At 60.2% G+C, this 16,606-nt stretch carries 15 protein-coding genes; 5 read left to right on the top strand and 10 right to left on the bottom strand.

The window, feature by feature from the left end; genetic code table 11:
* The first annotated feature begins 86 nt into the window (after positions 1-86).
* Complete coding sequence (locus tag Enr8_RS17915; protein WP_146434981.1) at positions 87-1,691, top strand: glycine--tRNA ligase; 1,605 nt, start codon at positions 87-89, stop codon at positions 1,689-1,691.
* A 245-nt stretch (positions 1,692-1,936) separates the two neighbouring features.
* Here Enr8_RS17915 and Enr8_RS17910 read toward each other — a convergent pair whose 3' ends face one another.
* From Enr8_RS17910 to Enr8_RS17900, 3 genes are all read right to left on the bottom strand, one after another.
* Positions 1,937-2,425: an RrF2 family transcriptional regulator gene (locus Enr8_RS17910; RefSeq protein ID WP_146434085.1), complete on the bottom strand. Its 489-nt coding sequence runs from the start codon at positions 2,423-2,425 to the stop codon at positions 1,937-1,939.
* 171 nt (positions 2,426-2,596) lie between these two features.
* The gene (locus Enr8_RS17905; RefSeq protein WP_186767728.1) at positions 2,597-3,232 is read right to left on the bottom strand and encodes a signal peptidase II; all 636 of its coding nucleotides are present in this window, start codon (positions 3,230-3,232) and stop codon (positions 2,597-2,599) included.
* On the bottom strand, positions 3,207-3,614 hold the full coding sequence (locus tag Enr8_RS17900) for a TraR/DksA family transcriptional regulator (protein ID WP_146434081.1): 408 nt from the start codon (positions 3,612-3,614) through the stop codon (positions 3,207-3,209). Before Enr8_RS17900 ends, Enr8_RS17905 begins: the two co-directional genes overlap by 26 nt.
* Positions 3,615-3,812: 198 nt before the next feature.
* Here Enr8_RS17900 and thrC point away from each other — a divergent pair, with 198 nt between their 5' ends.
* From thrC to Enr8_RS17880, 4 genes are all read left to right on the top strand, one after another.
* On the top strand, positions 3,813-5,213 hold the full coding sequence (thrC, locus tag Enr8_RS17895) for a threonine synthase (protein WP_146434080.1): 1,401 nt from the start codon (positions 3,813-3,815) through the stop codon (positions 5,211-5,213).
* Positions 5,214-5,558: 345 nt separating this feature from the next.
* On the top strand, positions 5,559-6,356 hold the full coding sequence (gene dapB, locus Enr8_RS17890) for a 4-hydroxy-tetrahydrodipicolinate reductase (protein WP_146434078.1): 798 nt from the start codon (positions 5,559-5,561) through the stop codon (positions 6,354-6,356).
* The gene (locus Enr8_RS17885) at positions 6,357-6,728 is read left to right on the top strand and encodes a hypothetical protein (protein ID WP_146434075.1); all 372 of its coding nucleotides are present in this window, start codon (positions 6,357-6,359) and stop codon (positions 6,726-6,728) included. It begins immediately after the preceding gene.
* A 128-nt stretch (positions 6,729-6,856) separates the two neighbouring features.
* Positions 6,857-7,906, top strand: coding sequence for a threonine aldolase family protein (locus Enr8_RS17880; RefSeq protein WP_222434901.1), 1,050 nt, complete (start codon positions 6,857-6,859; stop codon positions 7,904-7,906).
* A 272-nt stretch (positions 7,907-8,178) separates the two neighbouring features.
* Here the strand turns inward: Enr8_RS17880 and Enr8_RS17875 are convergent, their stop codons facing one another.
* The 7 genes from Enr8_RS17875 to Enr8_RS17845 form a co-directional block, all read right to left on the bottom strand.
* On the bottom strand, positions 8,179-9,177 hold the full coding sequence (locus tag Enr8_RS17875) for an ROK family protein (RefSeq protein WP_146434071.1): 999 nt from the start codon (positions 9,175-9,177) through the stop codon (positions 8,179-8,181).
* Between the two features lie 50 nt (positions 9,178-9,227).
* Positions 9,228-9,836: a D-sedoheptulose-7-phosphate isomerase gene (locus Enr8_RS17870; RefSeq protein WP_146434069.1), complete on the bottom strand. Its 609-nt coding sequence runs from the start codon at positions 9,834-9,836 to the stop codon at positions 9,228-9,230.
* Positions 9,837-9,844: 8 nt separating this feature from the next.
* Entirely contained in the window at positions 9,845-11,206 is a 1,362-nt protein-coding gene (locus Enr8_RS17865) for an MFS transporter (RefSeq protein ID WP_186767727.1), read from the bottom strand.
* 268 nt (positions 11,207-11,474) lie between these two features.
* Positions 11,475-12,812 carry a phosphomethylpyrimidine synthase ThiC gene (thiC, locus tag Enr8_RS17860; RefSeq protein ID WP_146434065.1) on the bottom strand — a complete coding sequence of 446 codons (1,338 nt, stop codon included), beginning with the start codon at positions 12,810-12,812 and terminating at the stop codon, positions 11,475-11,477.
* 168 nt (positions 12,813-12,980) lie between these two features.
* On the bottom strand, positions 12,981-14,327 hold the full coding sequence (locus Enr8_RS17855) for a c-type cytochrome (protein WP_146434063.1): 1,347 nt from the start codon (positions 14,325-14,327) through the stop codon (positions 12,981-12,983).
* Between the two features lie 348 nt (positions 14,328-14,675).
* A complete protein-coding gene (locus tag Enr8_RS17850) occupies positions 14,676-15,107 on the bottom strand; it encodes a GxxExxY protein (RefSeq protein WP_222434900.1) in 432 nt (143 codons plus the stop codon).
* 14 nt (positions 15,108-15,121) lie between these two features.
* Positions 15,122-16,354: an AAA family ATPase gene (locus Enr8_RS17845; RefSeq protein WP_186767726.1), complete on the bottom strand. Its 1,233-nt coding sequence runs from the start codon at positions 16,352-16,354 to the stop codon at positions 15,122-15,124.
* Positions 16,355-16,606 lie beyond the last annotated feature (252 nt).

Here is a 16,606-nt window from a genome sequence, read left to right as displayed (position 1 = left end):
GAATAGGTCCTTTTCGTCCCCAACTTTGGGAGACGAACAGCGCCCCTTTACACCCCTACTTTTGATAGCCGAGTCCTGCCATGGAAATGGAAAAGCTAGTGTCGCTCTGCAAGCGACGCGGATTTCTCTTTCAATCCTCTGAAATCTACGGGGGGATCAACGGCTTTTGGGATTACGGGCCGCTCGGCGTCGAGCTGAAGCGGAACGTCAAAGAGGCGTGGTGGCGCGACATGGTCAGCGGGCATGACGACCTGACGACGATGACCGGCGCCCCGGAACCGTACGAAATGACCGGGCTCGACTGCACGATCATCATGCACCCGCAGGTCTGGAAGTGCTCCGGGCACTACGATCTGTTCCACGACTACATGGTCGACTGTCGCCAATCGAAAAAGCGATACCGCCACGATCAGGTTGTTGGGCGTTGGGTCGAAGCGAAGGGACAGAAGATCTTCGCCACGGCGGGGTCCGACTCGGATCAGCCGGAGGCCGACATCGAACGGCACGCCCTGAAGTTCTTCGGGCTGCGAACCAAGCAGGCCGATCAACTAAAGTGGGACGGAGCGATGGTCTCGCTGACCACCGTCGACGACTTCTCGCAAGTCTTGGGGCCCGACGCCAAAGAGCTGGGGACGTTGACCGAGCCGCGCGAATACAACTTGATGTTCAAGACGATCGTCGGGGCGCTGGGGGGAGAAGAAAACGCGGCGTTTTTGCGTCCCGAAACGGCCCAGGGGATCTTCGTCAACTTCAAGAACGTGGTCGACAGCTCGCGGGTTCGCGTGCCGTTTGGGATCGCCCAGGTCGGCAAGAGCTTCCGCAACGAAATCACGCCGCGGAACTTCACCTTCCGCTCGCGCGAGTTCGAGCAGATGGAGATCGAGTTCTTCTGCCATCCCGACGCGTCTCCGCAGTGGTACACCTATTGGCGGAACCGTCGCTTCCAGTGGTATATCGACATGGGGCTGTCGGGAGACAAGCTGCGTCTGCGTGAGCATGATCCGGACGAACTGAGCCACTACTCGACCGGCACGGCCGATGTCGAATATGCGTTCCCGTTCTTGCCGGCTGGCGAGTTTGGCGAGTTGGAAGGGATCGCCCATCGCGGCGACTTCGACCTGCGGAGTCACATGGAAGGAAAGCTCGATCCCGACAGCAACCCGCTGACGCTGGAGCTGGACGAGAATGGTAAGCCGCTGCATCGCGGAAGCGGGAAGGACTTGTCTTATCGCGACAACCTGACCAACGAGCGGTTCACCCCGCACGTGATCGAGCCTTCGGCTGGGGCCGACCGGGCGACGCTCGCCTTCTTGTGCGAAGCGTACAACGAAGACGAAGCCCCCGATGAGAAAGGGAAGCTACAGTCGCGGGTGGTAATGAAGCTGCACCCGCGGATCGCCCCGATCAAAGCGGCGGTTTTCCCGTTGGTCAAGAAGGACGGGATGCCGGAAGTGGCTCAAGACATCTACCGCGCCCTCAAGAAGAAGTTCAACGTCTTCTACGACGAGACGGGGGCGGTTGGACGTCGCTATCGTCGCCAGGACGAAGTCGGGACGCCGTTCTGCATCACGGTCGACGGCGAGTCGATCAGCGACAAGACGGTCACCATTCGCCACCGCGACACGCTGGAACAATGGCGGGTAAAGACCGACGACGTCGTCAGCGAAATCGACAAGCTGGTCAACGGCTAGTCGAGACGCCAAACAGAAAAACGCTAGAGCGGTTTTCTTCAATCATTAGCGTTCTGGCTGGTTGCGGCCGCGCTGGTCGGCGTTGACCTGCATCGACGAATCTGGAGGATTCGCCTGCTTCGGTCGCCTTGACCAGCTTGCCTCACCAACGCCAGAAACGCTACAGCTATCAGAAAAACTCGCTAATGCGGCCTGCGGGCCGCATTAGCGTTTCTTGAAGACATGGATCATTCGCGCGGGGCCGATTACGAACCTTGGCGAACCGGCACGCTCGCTTCATTTAGCGACGTCGCGGCAATATGGGGCGACGGCGCGATGCCTGGACGTGGGGTGCTAGAACTCTTCGTGACCAACTGGGAGATTTTGATATCGGCCAGTTGTTGACGCATCGCACTGGTGACGCTCGCCAACGCTTCTTTCAGGTTTTCCTGAAACGAGGTGTCAACTTCGGTTTCCAGTGGCAACCGGGAGTCCATCGGACCGTCGATCGCTTCGATGATTTCCAGCAGCGAAATCTGCTCCGCTGGACGAACTAGCGTGTAGCCCCCATCGACTCCGCGAGTGCTGCGCAAAATCCCGTGAGTGACGAGATTTCGCAGGACCTGCAATAAGAACCGTTCCGGCATGTCACCCTTGGCGGCCAGCTTGCTGCATGGCACCGGGCTTTGCGAATCGGTTTCAGCCAGTTGAAGGGTCGCCTGGAGGGCATAGGCGACGGTACGCGAAAGTTTCATGGGTAGTGCCCCTATGTTGGGAGGTGAAGACTCCCGTGCGCATATGATGAGAAGAGGAAGTATGTGACAATCGTTCCGTGTCGATTGCAGCCAATGGAAGGGCATTGACCAGAACTACTACGGGACAGGTGATAATTTACTGGAAAATATCACATTGTCAATAAAATATGCTTACACTTCTTTTTGGGGCGGGTGGTTTGCGGGGGATTGTGTCGGCTTTTCCTCCACTGGCTGCATAAACGCATGTATAAGCAACAATGCAGCCCCACAAACTAAAAAACTGTCGGCAATATTAAAATTTGGCCAGCGGAGGTCGTAGGAACCCGCCGTCAGGAGAATCCAGTCGCGGACGGCGCCTTTGTCCCAATGACCGAAGCCATGATACAAGCCTAGTCGGTCATGTAAGTTCCCGAAGATGCCCGCCGTCACGCTTCCCAAGGCGATGGTCAGCCAAAGGTCGCTGGCCGCCTTGCGAAAGAAGAGCCAGTAGACGATGCCAATCGCCGCCACCACCGAGAACCCAGCGAAGATCGGGGTTCCCCCCTGCCCCATTCCAAAGAGGGCCCCATGGTTGAGCGAGGTCTCAAACCCGACGTAGTTCTCGATCAGCCAGTAGATCCGCAGCGGCGGTTTGCCGGGACGTTCGATCAGCGGAAACTGGGCGTCGGCCTGAAAAACGGCATGTTTTGTCCACAAATCGAGCCCGCATCCGAGAATCGCCAAGGCGAAGAAGATGACGTAGCGATTGACCCCGACGGTTGGCTGAACCGGGGCAGGCGGACTAGTGGCGTTCTCGCTGGTTGGCACAGTCAATGCAAAGCGGTGTGTAAGGGATCGCGTGAAGTCGCGGCTTCTTGATTCTGCCGCCGCATTCGAGGCACGCACCATACACGCCGGACTCAATTCTGGCCAGTGCTTCTTGAATCAATTGAAGCGTCCCTTCCTCGGCCGCCAGCATGCTGAGCGTGAACTCTTGCTCGTAATTATCGCTGCCGATGTCCGCCATGTGAATCGGCATGCTGGAGAGATCGCCAGAAGACTCGCTCCGCGTTTTGCGCAGGGCCGAATCGGTCATGTGCGAGACGTCCCCGCGTAGGCGAGCCCGCAGCTTCTGCAGCACGACCCGAAACGGCTCGGCATCGGCCGGTTTTAACGCATGTTTTTTCGGATCCGATGGGGTAGTGGCCATCGCCCCAGAACTCCGTTGAGGTGAGTGAAAGCCCCTTTATTCTAATGGGGGAGTTTTCGCCGCGTCAATTTTTGCAGCAACTTCCCTTTTTCAGCCTCACAGGCGGTGGGATCTCGCCTTGATGGGCCTGGTTTGCTCCAATAGACTGAGCATTCCGATTTTTGTTCAAAAAGCCTTTCATAGTAAGTAATTAGCCTCGTGGCCGACGCTCCTCACGCATTTCAAAAATGCCTCTCGCCGAATTGCGGAAAGACCTACGACATCGGCCAAGTGCTGGTCGCTTGTCCCGCTTGCGGCGAACTGCTTGACGTCAAGTATGACTGGGATCAGGTAAGACCCCCGAGCAGTTGGAAAGAGATCGAAGCGAACTGGTCGCGTCGCGATAACCCACTCAACTTCAGCGGCGTCTGGCGGTTCCGCAGCTTGTTCCCGTACGCCACCGACGAGCAGATCGTCACGCTGGGCGAAGGCCAAACGTTGCTGCAGCAGACCGATCGGGTTGGCCAGTACGTCGGGCTCGACTCCGGCAAGTTGCATCTGCAGTACGAGGGGATGAACCCTTCCGGCAGCTTCAAAGACAACGGCATGACGGCCGCGTTCTCTCACGCCCACATCGTCGGCGCCAAGCGAGCCGCCTGCGCTTCGACCGGCAACACCAGCGCCTCTTTGGCGATGTATTGCTCGGTGACCCAATTGATGAAGGCGGTGATCTTCATCGGCTCGGGCAAGATCTCGTACGGCAAGCTGTCGCAGGCGCTCGACTATGGCGCCCTCACGCTGCAGATCTCCGGCGACTTTGACGACGCCATGGCCCGCGTGAAGGAAGTGACCAAGGACCTGGGGATCTACTTGGTTAACAGCGTCAACCCGTTCCGTCTGGAAGGGCAAAAGTCGGTGATGTTCCGCGTGCTTGAGGCGCTTCGTTGGGAGCCGCCCGATTGGATCGTCGTGCCGGGCGGCAACCTGGGGAACTCCAGCGCCTTCGGCAAAGCGTTCGCCGAACTGAAAGAGCTCGGCCTGATCACGCGGATTCCGCGGCTGGCGGTGATCAACGCAGGCGGCGCCGATACGCTTGACCAGCTTTACAACAAGCACAACCTTCGCTGGAATGGCGGGCACTTCGACAAAGACCTGATCAACGGTTACTACCAGACGATGGACGAGACCGGCGCCAAAGCGTCGACCTTGGCCAGCGCGATCGAGATCAATCGCCCGGTCAATCTGACCAAGTGCCTGCGAGCGCTGCACGATTGCGACGGCGTCGTCCGCCAGGTGAACGATCAAGAGATCATGGACGCCAAGAGCCAAGTCGGCTCGGGCGGCATGGGGTGCGAGCCGGCCAGCGCCGCCAGCGTGGCGGGCGCCAAGATGCTGCGAGAAGAAGGGGTCATCGCTCCCAGCGACCGCGTCGTCTGCATCCTGACCGGGCACCTGCTAAAGGATCCGAATGCGACGGTCGCCTATCACACGACCGACCAGGATTACTTCAACCAGATCCTCGGCAGCCGCGGCGTCAAACGAGCCGCCCACGCCAACCGCGCCGTCGCGGTCAAAAACGAACTGGCCGACATCGTCACCGCGATTCAGTTGTACGGTTAGTCGATGCCCGCTACGTTCTTCGCACACCTTGCGGAGCAATCGTAGCCCGAGGCGCAAGCCGAGGGAATGCGGCGTCCATCATCGTTCAATCTACCGTGTGCCACTGCTGGACGAGCCAGCAGTGGCACACGGTAGATTGAAGTCGAGTTGTAGGTTGGGTGCAGCGAAGCGAAACCCAACAATGCGTTGGCAAGTTCAAGGTGGGTTACGCAAGCGATTCACGCGAATATGGAATTCGCAAGACCTATTCGCTTGCTGCACCAACCCTACCTCTTGTCCACGCATTCCTTGCCACGCAGACGTGGCAACGGCACCCAAGAACGGTTCATCGGAGTTAACAAAGCTATGAGCGCACCGCGCGTCGTGATCAGCGGAGCTGCTGGTCGAATGGGACAACGTTTGATCGCACTCGGCCATCAAAACCCCGGCATCAACCTGGTGGCGGCGCTGGAGCATGACGGCCAGCCGAAGCTGGGCGAAGACGCCGGAGCGATCGCCGGCGTCGGTCCGATCGGCTTGCCGCTGACCAGCAAGTTGGACGTCGAAGCCGACGCGCTGATCGACTTCTCGGTTCCGGCCGGCGCTGATCGAGCGATCCAGACCTGCGTCGACAGCAACATCGCCCTGGTGATGGCGACCACCGGCCTGACCGACGCGCAAAAGGCGTTGCTGCACGAAGCGGCCCAGAAGATCGCTATCGTCTGGGCGCCCAGCATGAGCCTGGCGGTCAACCTGACGATGAAGCTGACCGAGATCGCCGCCGCCGCGCTGAAGGATTACCCGGGCGGCGCCGACGTCGAAATCATCGAGCGGCATCATCGCTTCAAAGAAGACTCCCCCAGCGGCACCGCCCTGAAATTCGGCGAGATCGTCCAGTCGCAGATGGGCCAGACCAAGGAAGCCCACGGCCGCGAAGGCCGCCCCGGTGAACGTCCCCGCGACGAGATCGGTTACCACGCCGTCCGCGTCGGCGACAACCCCGGCGAGCACACGATCATCTTTGGCCTATTGGGCGAAACGATCGAGCTGAAGGTGGGCGCCAGCAACCGCGACTGCTACGCCAACGGCGCCTTGAAAGCGGCTCAGTACGCCGCCGGCAAACCGCCGGGCCTGTACACGATGGCCGACGTCCTGGGGCTGTAAATGGCCAAGTGCGACGAAGGGTACAACTGCGAAGTTTGCGGTCAGCCGGTTGAGAAGCTGACCGAAAGCGATCTCTACTTGCGGTACGTGATCGGAATGCTCGATCCCGAGGTGTTGCACACGACGCCCGAACGCCACATTCGCTGTAACCCGGTGTTGGCGCAGTTCATCGTTGACGAGGGCTTCGCGCCGGTGACGGCCGAGGGAGACTTCGCTAAGGCGAACCTCGACGCGGCCTTCGTCGCCCAGCGCCAGGAGCTGGCGACCCGCGGCTATCAGCGCCTCAAAGAGTTAGTGCAAGTAAATTTGCCAATTGTCGATTATCCTTTGCCCGAAGTCCGGGCCAAGCATGCGGAAAGCCGCGGAAAGTAAATTGCCCCCGCGGAAAGTAAATTGCTCTTTGGTTTGCGCGCAGATTCTACAAGAGCCCCCGACGAGGATCAGGCATAATGGAGCGGAACGCTTGGTCTTTCACATCTTCAGTTTCGTCGGAGGGTCGCTTGAACGCCCCCAATCCACTGCCGCGCCGTCAGTTCGCCAGCGATAACTACGCAGGCGTCATCCCTGAAGTCTGGGAAGCGCTCGAGCATGCCCGCTTGGGTCATGCCCCTGCCTACGGAGATGATCCCTGGACCGACCGCGCGTCCGACCTGCTGCGAGAGTTCTTCGAGACCGACTGCGAAGTCTACTTCGTCTTCAACGGCACCGCCGCCAACTCGCTCGCCTTGGCCGCGCTCTGCAACTCGTACCACAGCGTCATCTGCCACGCCCAGGCGCACGTCGAGACCGACGAATGCGGCGCCCCGGAGTTCTTCTCCAACGGCACCAAGGTTCTGCTGGCCGACGGAGCCAATGGCAAGATTGATCCGACTGCGGTCGAGAACATCGTCAACCGCCGCAAGGACATTCACTATCCCAAGCCGCGCGTGTTAAGCGTCACCCAGGCGACCGAAATGGGCACGGTCTATCAGCCCGACGAACTGGCCGCCCTGTGCGACACGGCGAAGCGGCACCACCTGCGGCTCCACCTGGATGGCGCCCGGCTGTCGAACGCGCTGGCCAGCTTGGGCAAAGCCCCGGCTGACGTCACTTGGCGACTGGGGATCGACGTCCTCTGCTTCGGCGGCACCAAGATCGGCATGCCGGTTGGCGAAGCGGTCATCTTCTTCAACAAAGAGCTGGCCCACGAGTTCGAGTACCGCTGCAAACAGTCAGGCCAACTCGCCTCGAAGATGCGGTTCCTCTCGGCGCCCTGGATCGGCCTGCTCGAATCGAACGCCTGGCTGAAGCACGCCCAAAGCGCCAACGCCTGTGCGGCGGAACTGGGTAAGGGAATCGAGTCGATCGACGGCGTGTCGCTGCTCGCCCCAGTCGAAGCGAACGCCTGCTTCGTGCAGATGCCGGAACCGGTGGCCGAAGGGCTGCGCGCGAAAGGCTGGAAGTTCTACGGCTTCATCGCCAACGGCGGCGCCCGCTTCATGTGCTCGTGGGACACGTCGCTGAACGACGTAAACGCACTGCTGGATGACATCCGCGAACTAACTAGGTAGGGGCCGCGGTGCGGACCACGAACTGCGGGCTAGTGTTGAGCGTTCTAAGCCTCCTTCATCAATTTCCAAAGACCAAGCCCAGCGGGCGACGTCCTCAAACGTCGCCTGAAATCGACCACAATTCCGTGCGCTTTGTCAAGCAGAATTGTGGGGTTCGAAGACGAGCCAGTCGGAGGATAGCGAAAGAAGCGGCTTGTAGGTGCTTTGAACCGTTGCGCGCAGGATGCCGTCGTGTTCTTTGCGGCCACATTCCCTCGGCTCGCGCCTCGCGCTTAGTGTTCAGATCGTTGCGCGGCCAGGGCTAGTGCGCCGTGCACCACCACCAACTCTCCCAACTTCGCCGACACAATCGAACAACTATCGACCAACGGCGGGAAGACGAAGCGGCGGACCTGCGCCCGCAGCGGCGTGAAGAAGAGTTGGTCTCCCATTAGCGAGACGCCCCCGCCGACCACGATCACTTGCGGCGCCATCAGCGTCACGACTTGGGCGATCGCCCAGCCCAGGGCCTGCGTGCCATGTTCCAGAATGTCGCGGGCCAGTTCGTTGCCGTCGGCGGCGGCCTGGCCGATCAGCTTGGCGGTTAGTTGGTCGAGGTCATGGTCACAGCGGAGCAGTAGGTCGCGGGCGAACTCGTCGCTGGTCTGCTCGGCAATCGGACTGCGATCGCGCGACAAGGAGAGCGAACGCGAAACGTCCCCCATCAGTCGCGAGCGGGCTTCGGCCGCCAGGCCCCAACCGCTGGCGATCGACTCGACGGTGATCTCGGCGCGGTCGGCATGGATGCCGGGGCGCATGTGGCCGATCTCGGCAATCGTCGGGCGATCGGCGCCAAACTGTTGCCCCTGATAAACGAAGCCGCCTCCCACGCCGGTACCGACGGTGACATAGAAGACGCTCTTGGCGCCAGCCGCGGCGCCGTAGGTCGCTTCGGCCAGGGCCGCCGCGTCGCAGTCGTTGCAGATCGCGGTGGGCAGGTTGAAGGTCTTCTCACACCAGTCGCGCAATGGAAAGCGATTCCAGCCGTCGATCTGATGGCTCTTGGCGACGACGCCGGTTTGCGGATCGACCGGGCCGCCAAAGCCGACGCCGATCCCCAGCGGTTGGTTCTTCTGCAGCAGGCGATGGGCGGCCGTTTCGATCTGGTTGAGAATGCCGTTCGCGCCCCGGTCCGCCTGCACTTCCATTCGCTCCAGCGCGACGGGCTCTTGCCCGGGCAGGCCGACGGCGACTTGCAGCTTGGTTCCGCCAATCTCGATTCCGAGGAACATGAAAGAGCTTTCTCCTCGGGGCGTTTGGCGGTTGGTGGCGGGCGGCCCTGTTACGCTTCGTAGCGGCCGACGTGATTGATCCGGGCGAAGACGTCGTTCAGCACCCAGTGGAACAGGCAAAGATGGATGCTCTCGACCATTCCCATGTCGTTGGTCGGCACGTGCAGGCTATGGTGGGCCAGGTCTTTCAGCTTGCCGCCGCTGTAGCCGGTCAGGCCGATCGTCGTCAGGCCGTGGCGATTGGCCCAGTCGACCGCGTGCAGCACGTTGTCGCTGTTGCCTGATCCGCTGATCGCGATCACTACATCCCCTTCTCCGCCGTAGTTCATCAACTGCTGCACGAAGATCTGGTCGTAGGCCAGGTCGTTGCCGATCGCCATCAGCCAACCGGCGTTGTCGGTCAGGCTGAGCACCTTCAGCCGTTTGCGCGACTCATCGCCCAGGTCTTTCTCGTGCAGCGTGCTCTTGCCCAGATCTTCGGCAAAGTGGCTGGCGGTCGTGCCCGATCCGCCGTTGCCAAAGATGTAAACCCATTTGCCATTCTCCCAGGCCTGGTAGATCAGGTCGGCCCAGTTCTGGATCGCGGCCTGGTCGACCTTGGCGATCTCTTGTTGCAAATGCGAGACGTAAGCGGATGAATCTAAGTGGGCGCCAAGCATGACGGCGTTTACTCTAAATCTTCGCTGGGGGGATGGTAAAGAATCGCAACCGGCAACATGATCAGCACGGTAAATGCGAACAAATAGCAGCGGTGCGGGTTCTCGACGACTTCGGGATTCTCGAAACTTAGCAAGATTTTATCGAAGATGCCATAGAGGACGCCGGAGAGCAGAATCGCTACCCAGTTGGCTCGGCTCATCTCGGCGATCACTTCCCCTTTCTGCGAAAGGGGCGCCTTCGCCTGCAGATAAACCTGGATCGGCACCGAGAACATCCCGGTGCAGGCGCCCAGCACCACCAGCACCGGCAGGCTTCCCCAGTATCCCAGCAAGTGCCCATGGTCGCCGCCCGGCAAGGCCAACAGCGCCAGCGAGGCGCAAATGCCCCAGGCCCCCGTCTGCACAATGCGGAAGTCGATTCGCCCTTTTGACAACATCCCGGCGATCATGCAGCCGATCGCGATGCCAACGCCGATCAGCCCGTTCATGATGCTGGTTTGAGTGTCGCTCAGCTTCAGCTGCACCACCCCCAGCGAGTTGACCGCCTGCTGTACGATGCCGGCGCACAGCCAGAAGATGCACGACGCCAGCAGCGCCTTCAGCATCGCAGGCCGGGCCCGAAACAGCTTGACCGCGCTGGGCGGAACCGTGCAGGCCCCGACCGTCAACGTGGCGTTGGGCTTGGCGGGCTTGGTCTTGCGAACCAGCAGCGACGTCAGCGTGCCGACGACCGCGATTACCACGCAAATCGCCGAGCCGATCCAGAGGCGGTTGTTCGATTCGGCGCCATCGGCGGTCAGCTGATCACGCAGTACGCCGGCGGCGACGGTGCCGAAGATGATGGCGAGGAACGTCGTCATCAGGAAGATGCCGTTCGCTTTCGGCAGATCGTGCTCATGCAGCGTCTCAGGCAAGATGCCGTATTTGGCGGGCCCAAAGAAGGTGCTCTGCGCGCCCATCAGAAACAGCACGACAAACAGCCCGGCGAAGCCGAACATGCCGAAGTACCAAAACCCGGCCACGCCCAACAGCATCGCCACGATCTCGGCCACCTTCGACAGCACGATGACGTTGGTCTTCGAGTACTTGTCGGCCAGGTAACCGGCCGGCCCGGCCAATAGCAGAAAGGGAAGCGAGAAGATGATCATCGCTACCCCCTGCAGATCTTGCCCGTCGTCGTTGACCGCCTGGGCGACGCCCATTAACAGCAGCAGTTGCTTGAAGACGTTGTCGTTGAACGCGCCAAAGAATTGCGTGATCGTCATCCCCCAGTAACCGATGTCGCGCGACAGCGGCGGCAAACGGTCGGGGTTTTCGATCCGCAGCTCTGACGTTGCAGGGGCTTCCGATCCTTCCAGCGTTTTATCCATAGCCGGCATTATGCGGAAAGGGGCGAAGCGGGGATAGGCGAAATGCGCAAAGAAAAAGCGTTCCCGTTGCAGTCCGTCGATTATCTCGACGGACTGCGGGAACGCAGGGATGCGATCGCAAAATAGCGACGTTAGTCGTTATTTTGCGAGCCGTGAAGAGCTACGCTCTGAGCCTGGTGAGGTTGAAAAATGCCACGATGGCGTTTTTCAACAGGCAGGTACTGCGAAACGCTTTTTCACAAGATTCTTATGATCAGCCGCGTCCCGACTATTCGGGGGTTTCGGCCAGTTGAACCAGGTTGCCGTGCTCGGCCGCCATTTCGCGGATCTCTTCGGTGATCTTCATCGAGCAATACTTCGGCCCGCACATGCTGCAGAAGTGAGCGCTCTTGAAGGTATCCTGCGGCAGCGTTTGATCGTGGTACGCCTTGGCGGTTTCCGGATCGAGCGACAGGCGGAACTGTTCGTTCCAATCGAAGCCGAAGCGGGCGCGGCTCAGCGCGTCGTCCCGATCTTGGCAGCCGGGACGCTTGCGGGCGACATCAGCCGCATGGGCCGAGATCTTGTAGGCGATCACGCCTTGCTTGACGTCTTCGTTCTCGGGCAGGCCCAAGTGTTCTTTCGGCGTCACATAGCAAAGCATCGCGGCGCCATGCCAACCCGCCATCGCGGCGCCGATGGCGCTGGTGATGTGGTCGTAGCCGGGGGCGATGTCGGTCACCAGCGGGCCCAGGACATAGAACGGAGCGCCGTTGCAGACTTCCTGCTGACGTTCCATGTTCATCTGGATCTGGTCGAGCGGGATGTGACCCGGGCCTTCGACCATCACCTGCGTGCCCAGCTCTTGGCCGCGCTTGGTCAGTTCGCCCAGCACGTCGAGCTCGGCAAACTGCGCTTCGTCCGACGCGTCGGCGATCGAACCGGGACGCATGCCGTCCCCCAGGCTCCACGTGACGTCGTACTGACGCATGATTTCGCACAGATCGTCGAAGTGGGTCAGCAGCGGGTTTTGCTTGCGGTGGGCCATCATCCACTTGGCGATCAGCGAACCGCCGCGGCTGACGATGCCGGTGACGCGGTGCGTCGAGAGGTGCAAGTGCTCGAGCTTGATGCCGCAGTGAACGGTCATGTAGTCGACCCCCTGCTTCGCCTGATGCTCGACCATGTCCAGGAAGTGCTGCGGACGCATGTCCTCGATGTTGCCGCCGAGTTCTTCCAGCATTTGGTAGATCGGCACAGTGCCAATCGGCACCGGGCTGGCGTCAATGATCTGGCGGCGGATGTTGTCGATGTCTTTGCCGGTCGACAGGTCCATCACGGTGTCGGCGCCAAAGTGGACCGCGGTGTGCAGCTTCTTCAGCTCATCTTCGATATCGCTGGTGACCGCCGAGTTGCCAATGTTGGCGTTGATTTTGCAGGTCGTGGCCAGACCGATCCCCATCGGTTCGAGCCTACCGGCCAGGTGAACTTTGTTCGCCGGGATGACTAAGCGGCCGGCGGCGACTTCGTCGCGAACGAGTTCGGCGCTGATGTTTTCGCGCTTGGCGACAAACTCCATCTCTGGGGTGATATTGCCTGCACGGGCCTGAAGCAATTGCGTGGTCATGCGTTACCCAATCCTTGCTGCGGCGCACCTGCGCCGAAATTTAAAGCGTCTCGCGAAGAGTCGTAACCGGATGCTGCGATTCGACTTCGGTAAAAGACCATGGTATCGGCCTGTGGCCGCGGGTGTCAATCTGGCGTAAGAGCGCCGGCCGCGGAGATTTGGCCGTTTTTACAGAGTTTTCAGGTATTCCAGCACCGCACGCTTCTCTTGGGGAGTTAGCTCGTCGGGGTAGTCGTGCCCCGCTGCGCTTTTTCCGTAGCCGCGGGCGTCAAAGTATTCCCGCTTCTCATCCCGCCGGCGGACCTCGCTCGGCATTTTTTCGTGCGTCTCGACCGTCAAGCCAACGTGCTGCCGGTCATAGTCGTCGCTGTTCCGATGCCAGACGGTCGGTCGCTCGCTGGGGTTAAGGACATGCCACAGGGTCGGGACCGCGCCGTTGTGAAAATAGGGAGGAGACGCCCAGACGCCGCCCAGGTGGGGCGCAGCGTAGCCAGCCGGATCGTCCAGCGTTTTCGCCCCCTGGTTGTAGTCGTTGAACCAGCTCTCGCCGTACAACTTGCGATCATTGGGAGAGAGAGCGTCGTAGCGGACCCGGTCGGTGCCGATTTCGTCGATATCGACGACGATCGATGGGTAGGTTTCCCCTTCGCCATATTTGCCATGGCACCGGGCACACGTTTTCTCAAAGGCGACGCGCCCCTGCTCTGCCAACGCCTTGTCGACCGGATAGGGATACTCGGGCGCCTTGAGCGACTCGAGATAGGCGTAGACGTGCTCAAAGTCTTGCTGCCAACCGCGGAATTTCTGCGGGCCGTTTTCCCGCGACAGGGCGAACTGCATCAGCCCTTTGACTCCCTTCGGAGCGAAGGCGTCGCAGTAGATGTAGTCTTTGTCGGCGAAGTTCCACCACGCCGGGGCATCCATGTCGTGATGCTTGGTCGGCATAAAGTTGGGATTGTCGTGGACATTCAGGTCAGCGTCGCGGAAGTTCATCAAGATGACGCCAAACATCACCGCGTTGGTCGTCCCATTGGTTCCCCCCAGCGGAACGAGCGCTGAGCCATAGTCCGGCTTCAGCAGCGGCTTGCCGATCAACATCTTGGTGTAGCGAATATCATCGGCCAACGTCTGCATCGCGTAACGATGATTGGGGGCGCCGGGGCGAACCTGGCCGGCGACCTCTCCCCCATGACAGGTAAAGCAGTTGGGGGTCCACATCCCGTCGTCCCCCACGACATACTGCAGCGGCTTGGCCGGATTGTCAGGTCGCGGCGTCAGCCCGTACCGATCGTAGGCAATCCGCTTCCGCTCATCAGGCGAAGCTTTCTCCGCAATCTCCTTCAATTCCTTGGGCCAGACCCGCCACGTGTTCTCGAAGGTCTCCTGATCCCAATAGGGGGAAATCAGCGGCTTATCGACAATCACGCGATACCCCTGCTCCGGATCGCCGGCAACCGACAGACCGCCGCCGCAAAACAGCAAAATCAGGCTGAGCGAAACCAGGCGAAGCTTCATATCCAGGAATCCTGTTAGCGCAGAAGGTCTCCGACCTTTCTCTGACCGCAGATGGGATTGGATTATAACGGGCCGTGTCGCCAAGGGGAGGAATTTTGGCTGCTTCGGGTTGTGGAACCGCAGATGGTCGCAGATGAACGCAGATGGGAGTCTGGTTAACGTGTGCCACTGCTGGCTTGTCCAGCAGTGTGAACCGAGTACCGACTGCCCACGGCTGGACAAGCAAGGAGTAGCACACGACATATTTCGTCTAAATCAAGTCTTGATCGTCGTCGAATAAACAAAAATTCATTCATCTTATCTGCGACCATCTGCGGTTCACTTAACGGAACCACAGATGGTCGCAGATTAGCGCAGATGGGTGTTGATGTATCGTTTGTAGTCGAGTTTCGGGGTGGCAAAGTTGAGTAAGAGGGCTCGCTCGAAGTTGGTTGCTTTTAGGTAGTGGAGGACTTGGGCTTCTTCGATCGACGATAGTTGTTTGATTGTCTTTAGTTCGACGATGATGGAGCCAAAGCAGACAAAGTCAGCTTTGTAAGGCGTCGACAAAGGTTGCCCTTTGTAAAGCACCGGAATCGGCTGTTCACGAACAAACGGAATCTTCCGCTCGATGAATTCCAGCTCAAGTGCATCGTGGTACACCTTTTCCAAGAAACCGCAACCAAGAACAGAATGCACCTCCATCGCCGCGCCAACAAAGGCATAGCTCTGCGAATCACGCTGGCTCGACCCATCGTCTAAATTCTTATCTGCGTTCATCTGCGCCCATCTGCGGTTCACCCCTCTTAAACTCCTCACCACCGTTTCTTCTGCGGTTTCACTTTCTTTCTCTTGCTCTTCCGCGGTGGCCGCAGTGGACTCGGCGGCGAAAATTTTTCGGAGGCCTCTTTGTTCGCTTCGCATGGCTCTGCTGGTTTGTCCTCGTCGATCAAATCTTGGATCGTCATCGTTTGAAAAACTTGGTCGATCGGGTCGTGGTGGACTCGGCCCGAATTTTTTGGTTCGGCCGGATCGATCCAGCGATACCGGGCTTCGCCATAGTTGCGCTCGGCGTCGGTTTGGCGGAGGATGGTGATCTCGCCGGCATCGACCAAACGTTCCCAGGCGGCGCTAAACTTGCCGCCGCTCATGCCAGTCCGTTCGCGAATGTGCAGCTTGGTGGCGTGCTGGGGATCGACTTGTTTCAGAACGGCTCGCAGCTTGCGGTTTTGGTGTTCGGCCTGAATTTGGCTGGCGCGTTCGATCACCTCCTGCTCGGCTTCTTCGCGGTCGCGCAGCGTGACGTTCCAACTTGTCGCATCGTCCCAACCTTCGTCGATATCGACGCCCCACCGTCCGCTTGGTCCGCCGCTACTTCCCTGCGTCAGCCAGAGCCGATGGCGGCGGTCTCCAGGGCGAAACGTTTCGCGGCGATTGAGCAGCAGCCATTGCTGGGCAACCGCGCCGCAGGGGGCGCTGGCCAAGTCGGAAGAATCGAGTGGCCGCGGCGTCGGTTCGCTGCGCAATCGGCTGACGACGATCGGCGTGGCGTCTGACTCTTGGCAACAGCGGACCAAACGCCGCAGTAAGGTCGCTTCCGCCTTGGGCGTGTGCCCGGTGGTGAGGGCAGCGGCGTCGATCACCACCACTTCCAGCGCGTGCCGCCCGATCCAATCGCCGAGGCTCCGCAGGTTGTGCGGATCGTCGGCGTCGATCGAATCTAGCGCCCAAACAATCTGCTCTAGCGCCGCTAGTTTGCCGTCGGCCGCGGCGCTCCAATGCCGGGCAAACCGCGTCACGACCTCCCGGGCCTCGACTCCCCCGACAAAGCCAACGCGAAAGTTCTGCGGGGCGACGAACTGGCCCAAGAACGTTCCGCCGCTCGCCAAAGCCCCGCATAACTCGACCGCTAACGAAGACTTCAGCCCGCGACTGGGCCCCAAGATCACCGCCGGAGAATCGCGCCGCAAGAGCCCGGACAACAACCACTGCGGCGGCTGGTATTGGGCGAGCAACTGCGAGAGGCTGACGCTTTCCCAAGGCGTCACGGCGGGCAGCGCCGGCAGGTTGTCTGGCTGATCAGCCGCAACAAGAAGGCTGGGCGAAACGTGTAGGCTGGTTCGAGACCCAGCAAGCTGGATGCCGTGATTTGCTTTTGTTGGGTCGTGACCCAGTCTACCCATTGCAAGATCGTCACTGGCTGTCGCGATCGCGGACATGGCTGCTTCTCCAGTCGGTTTGCCGCCTGCGCATACGTTGAGCGCCACCGCATAACGGCTTCACCAAAACAAGGGCGAACG

The sequence above is a fragment of the Blastopirellula retiformator genome (assembly GCF_007859755.1).
Taxonomy (GTDB): Bacteria; Planctomycetota; Planctomycetia; order Pirellulales; family Pirellulaceae; genus Blastopirellula; species Blastopirellula retiformator.
Note: the sequence above shows the minus strand (reverse complement) of the source record. Positions and strands in the feature narration are given on the sequence as shown.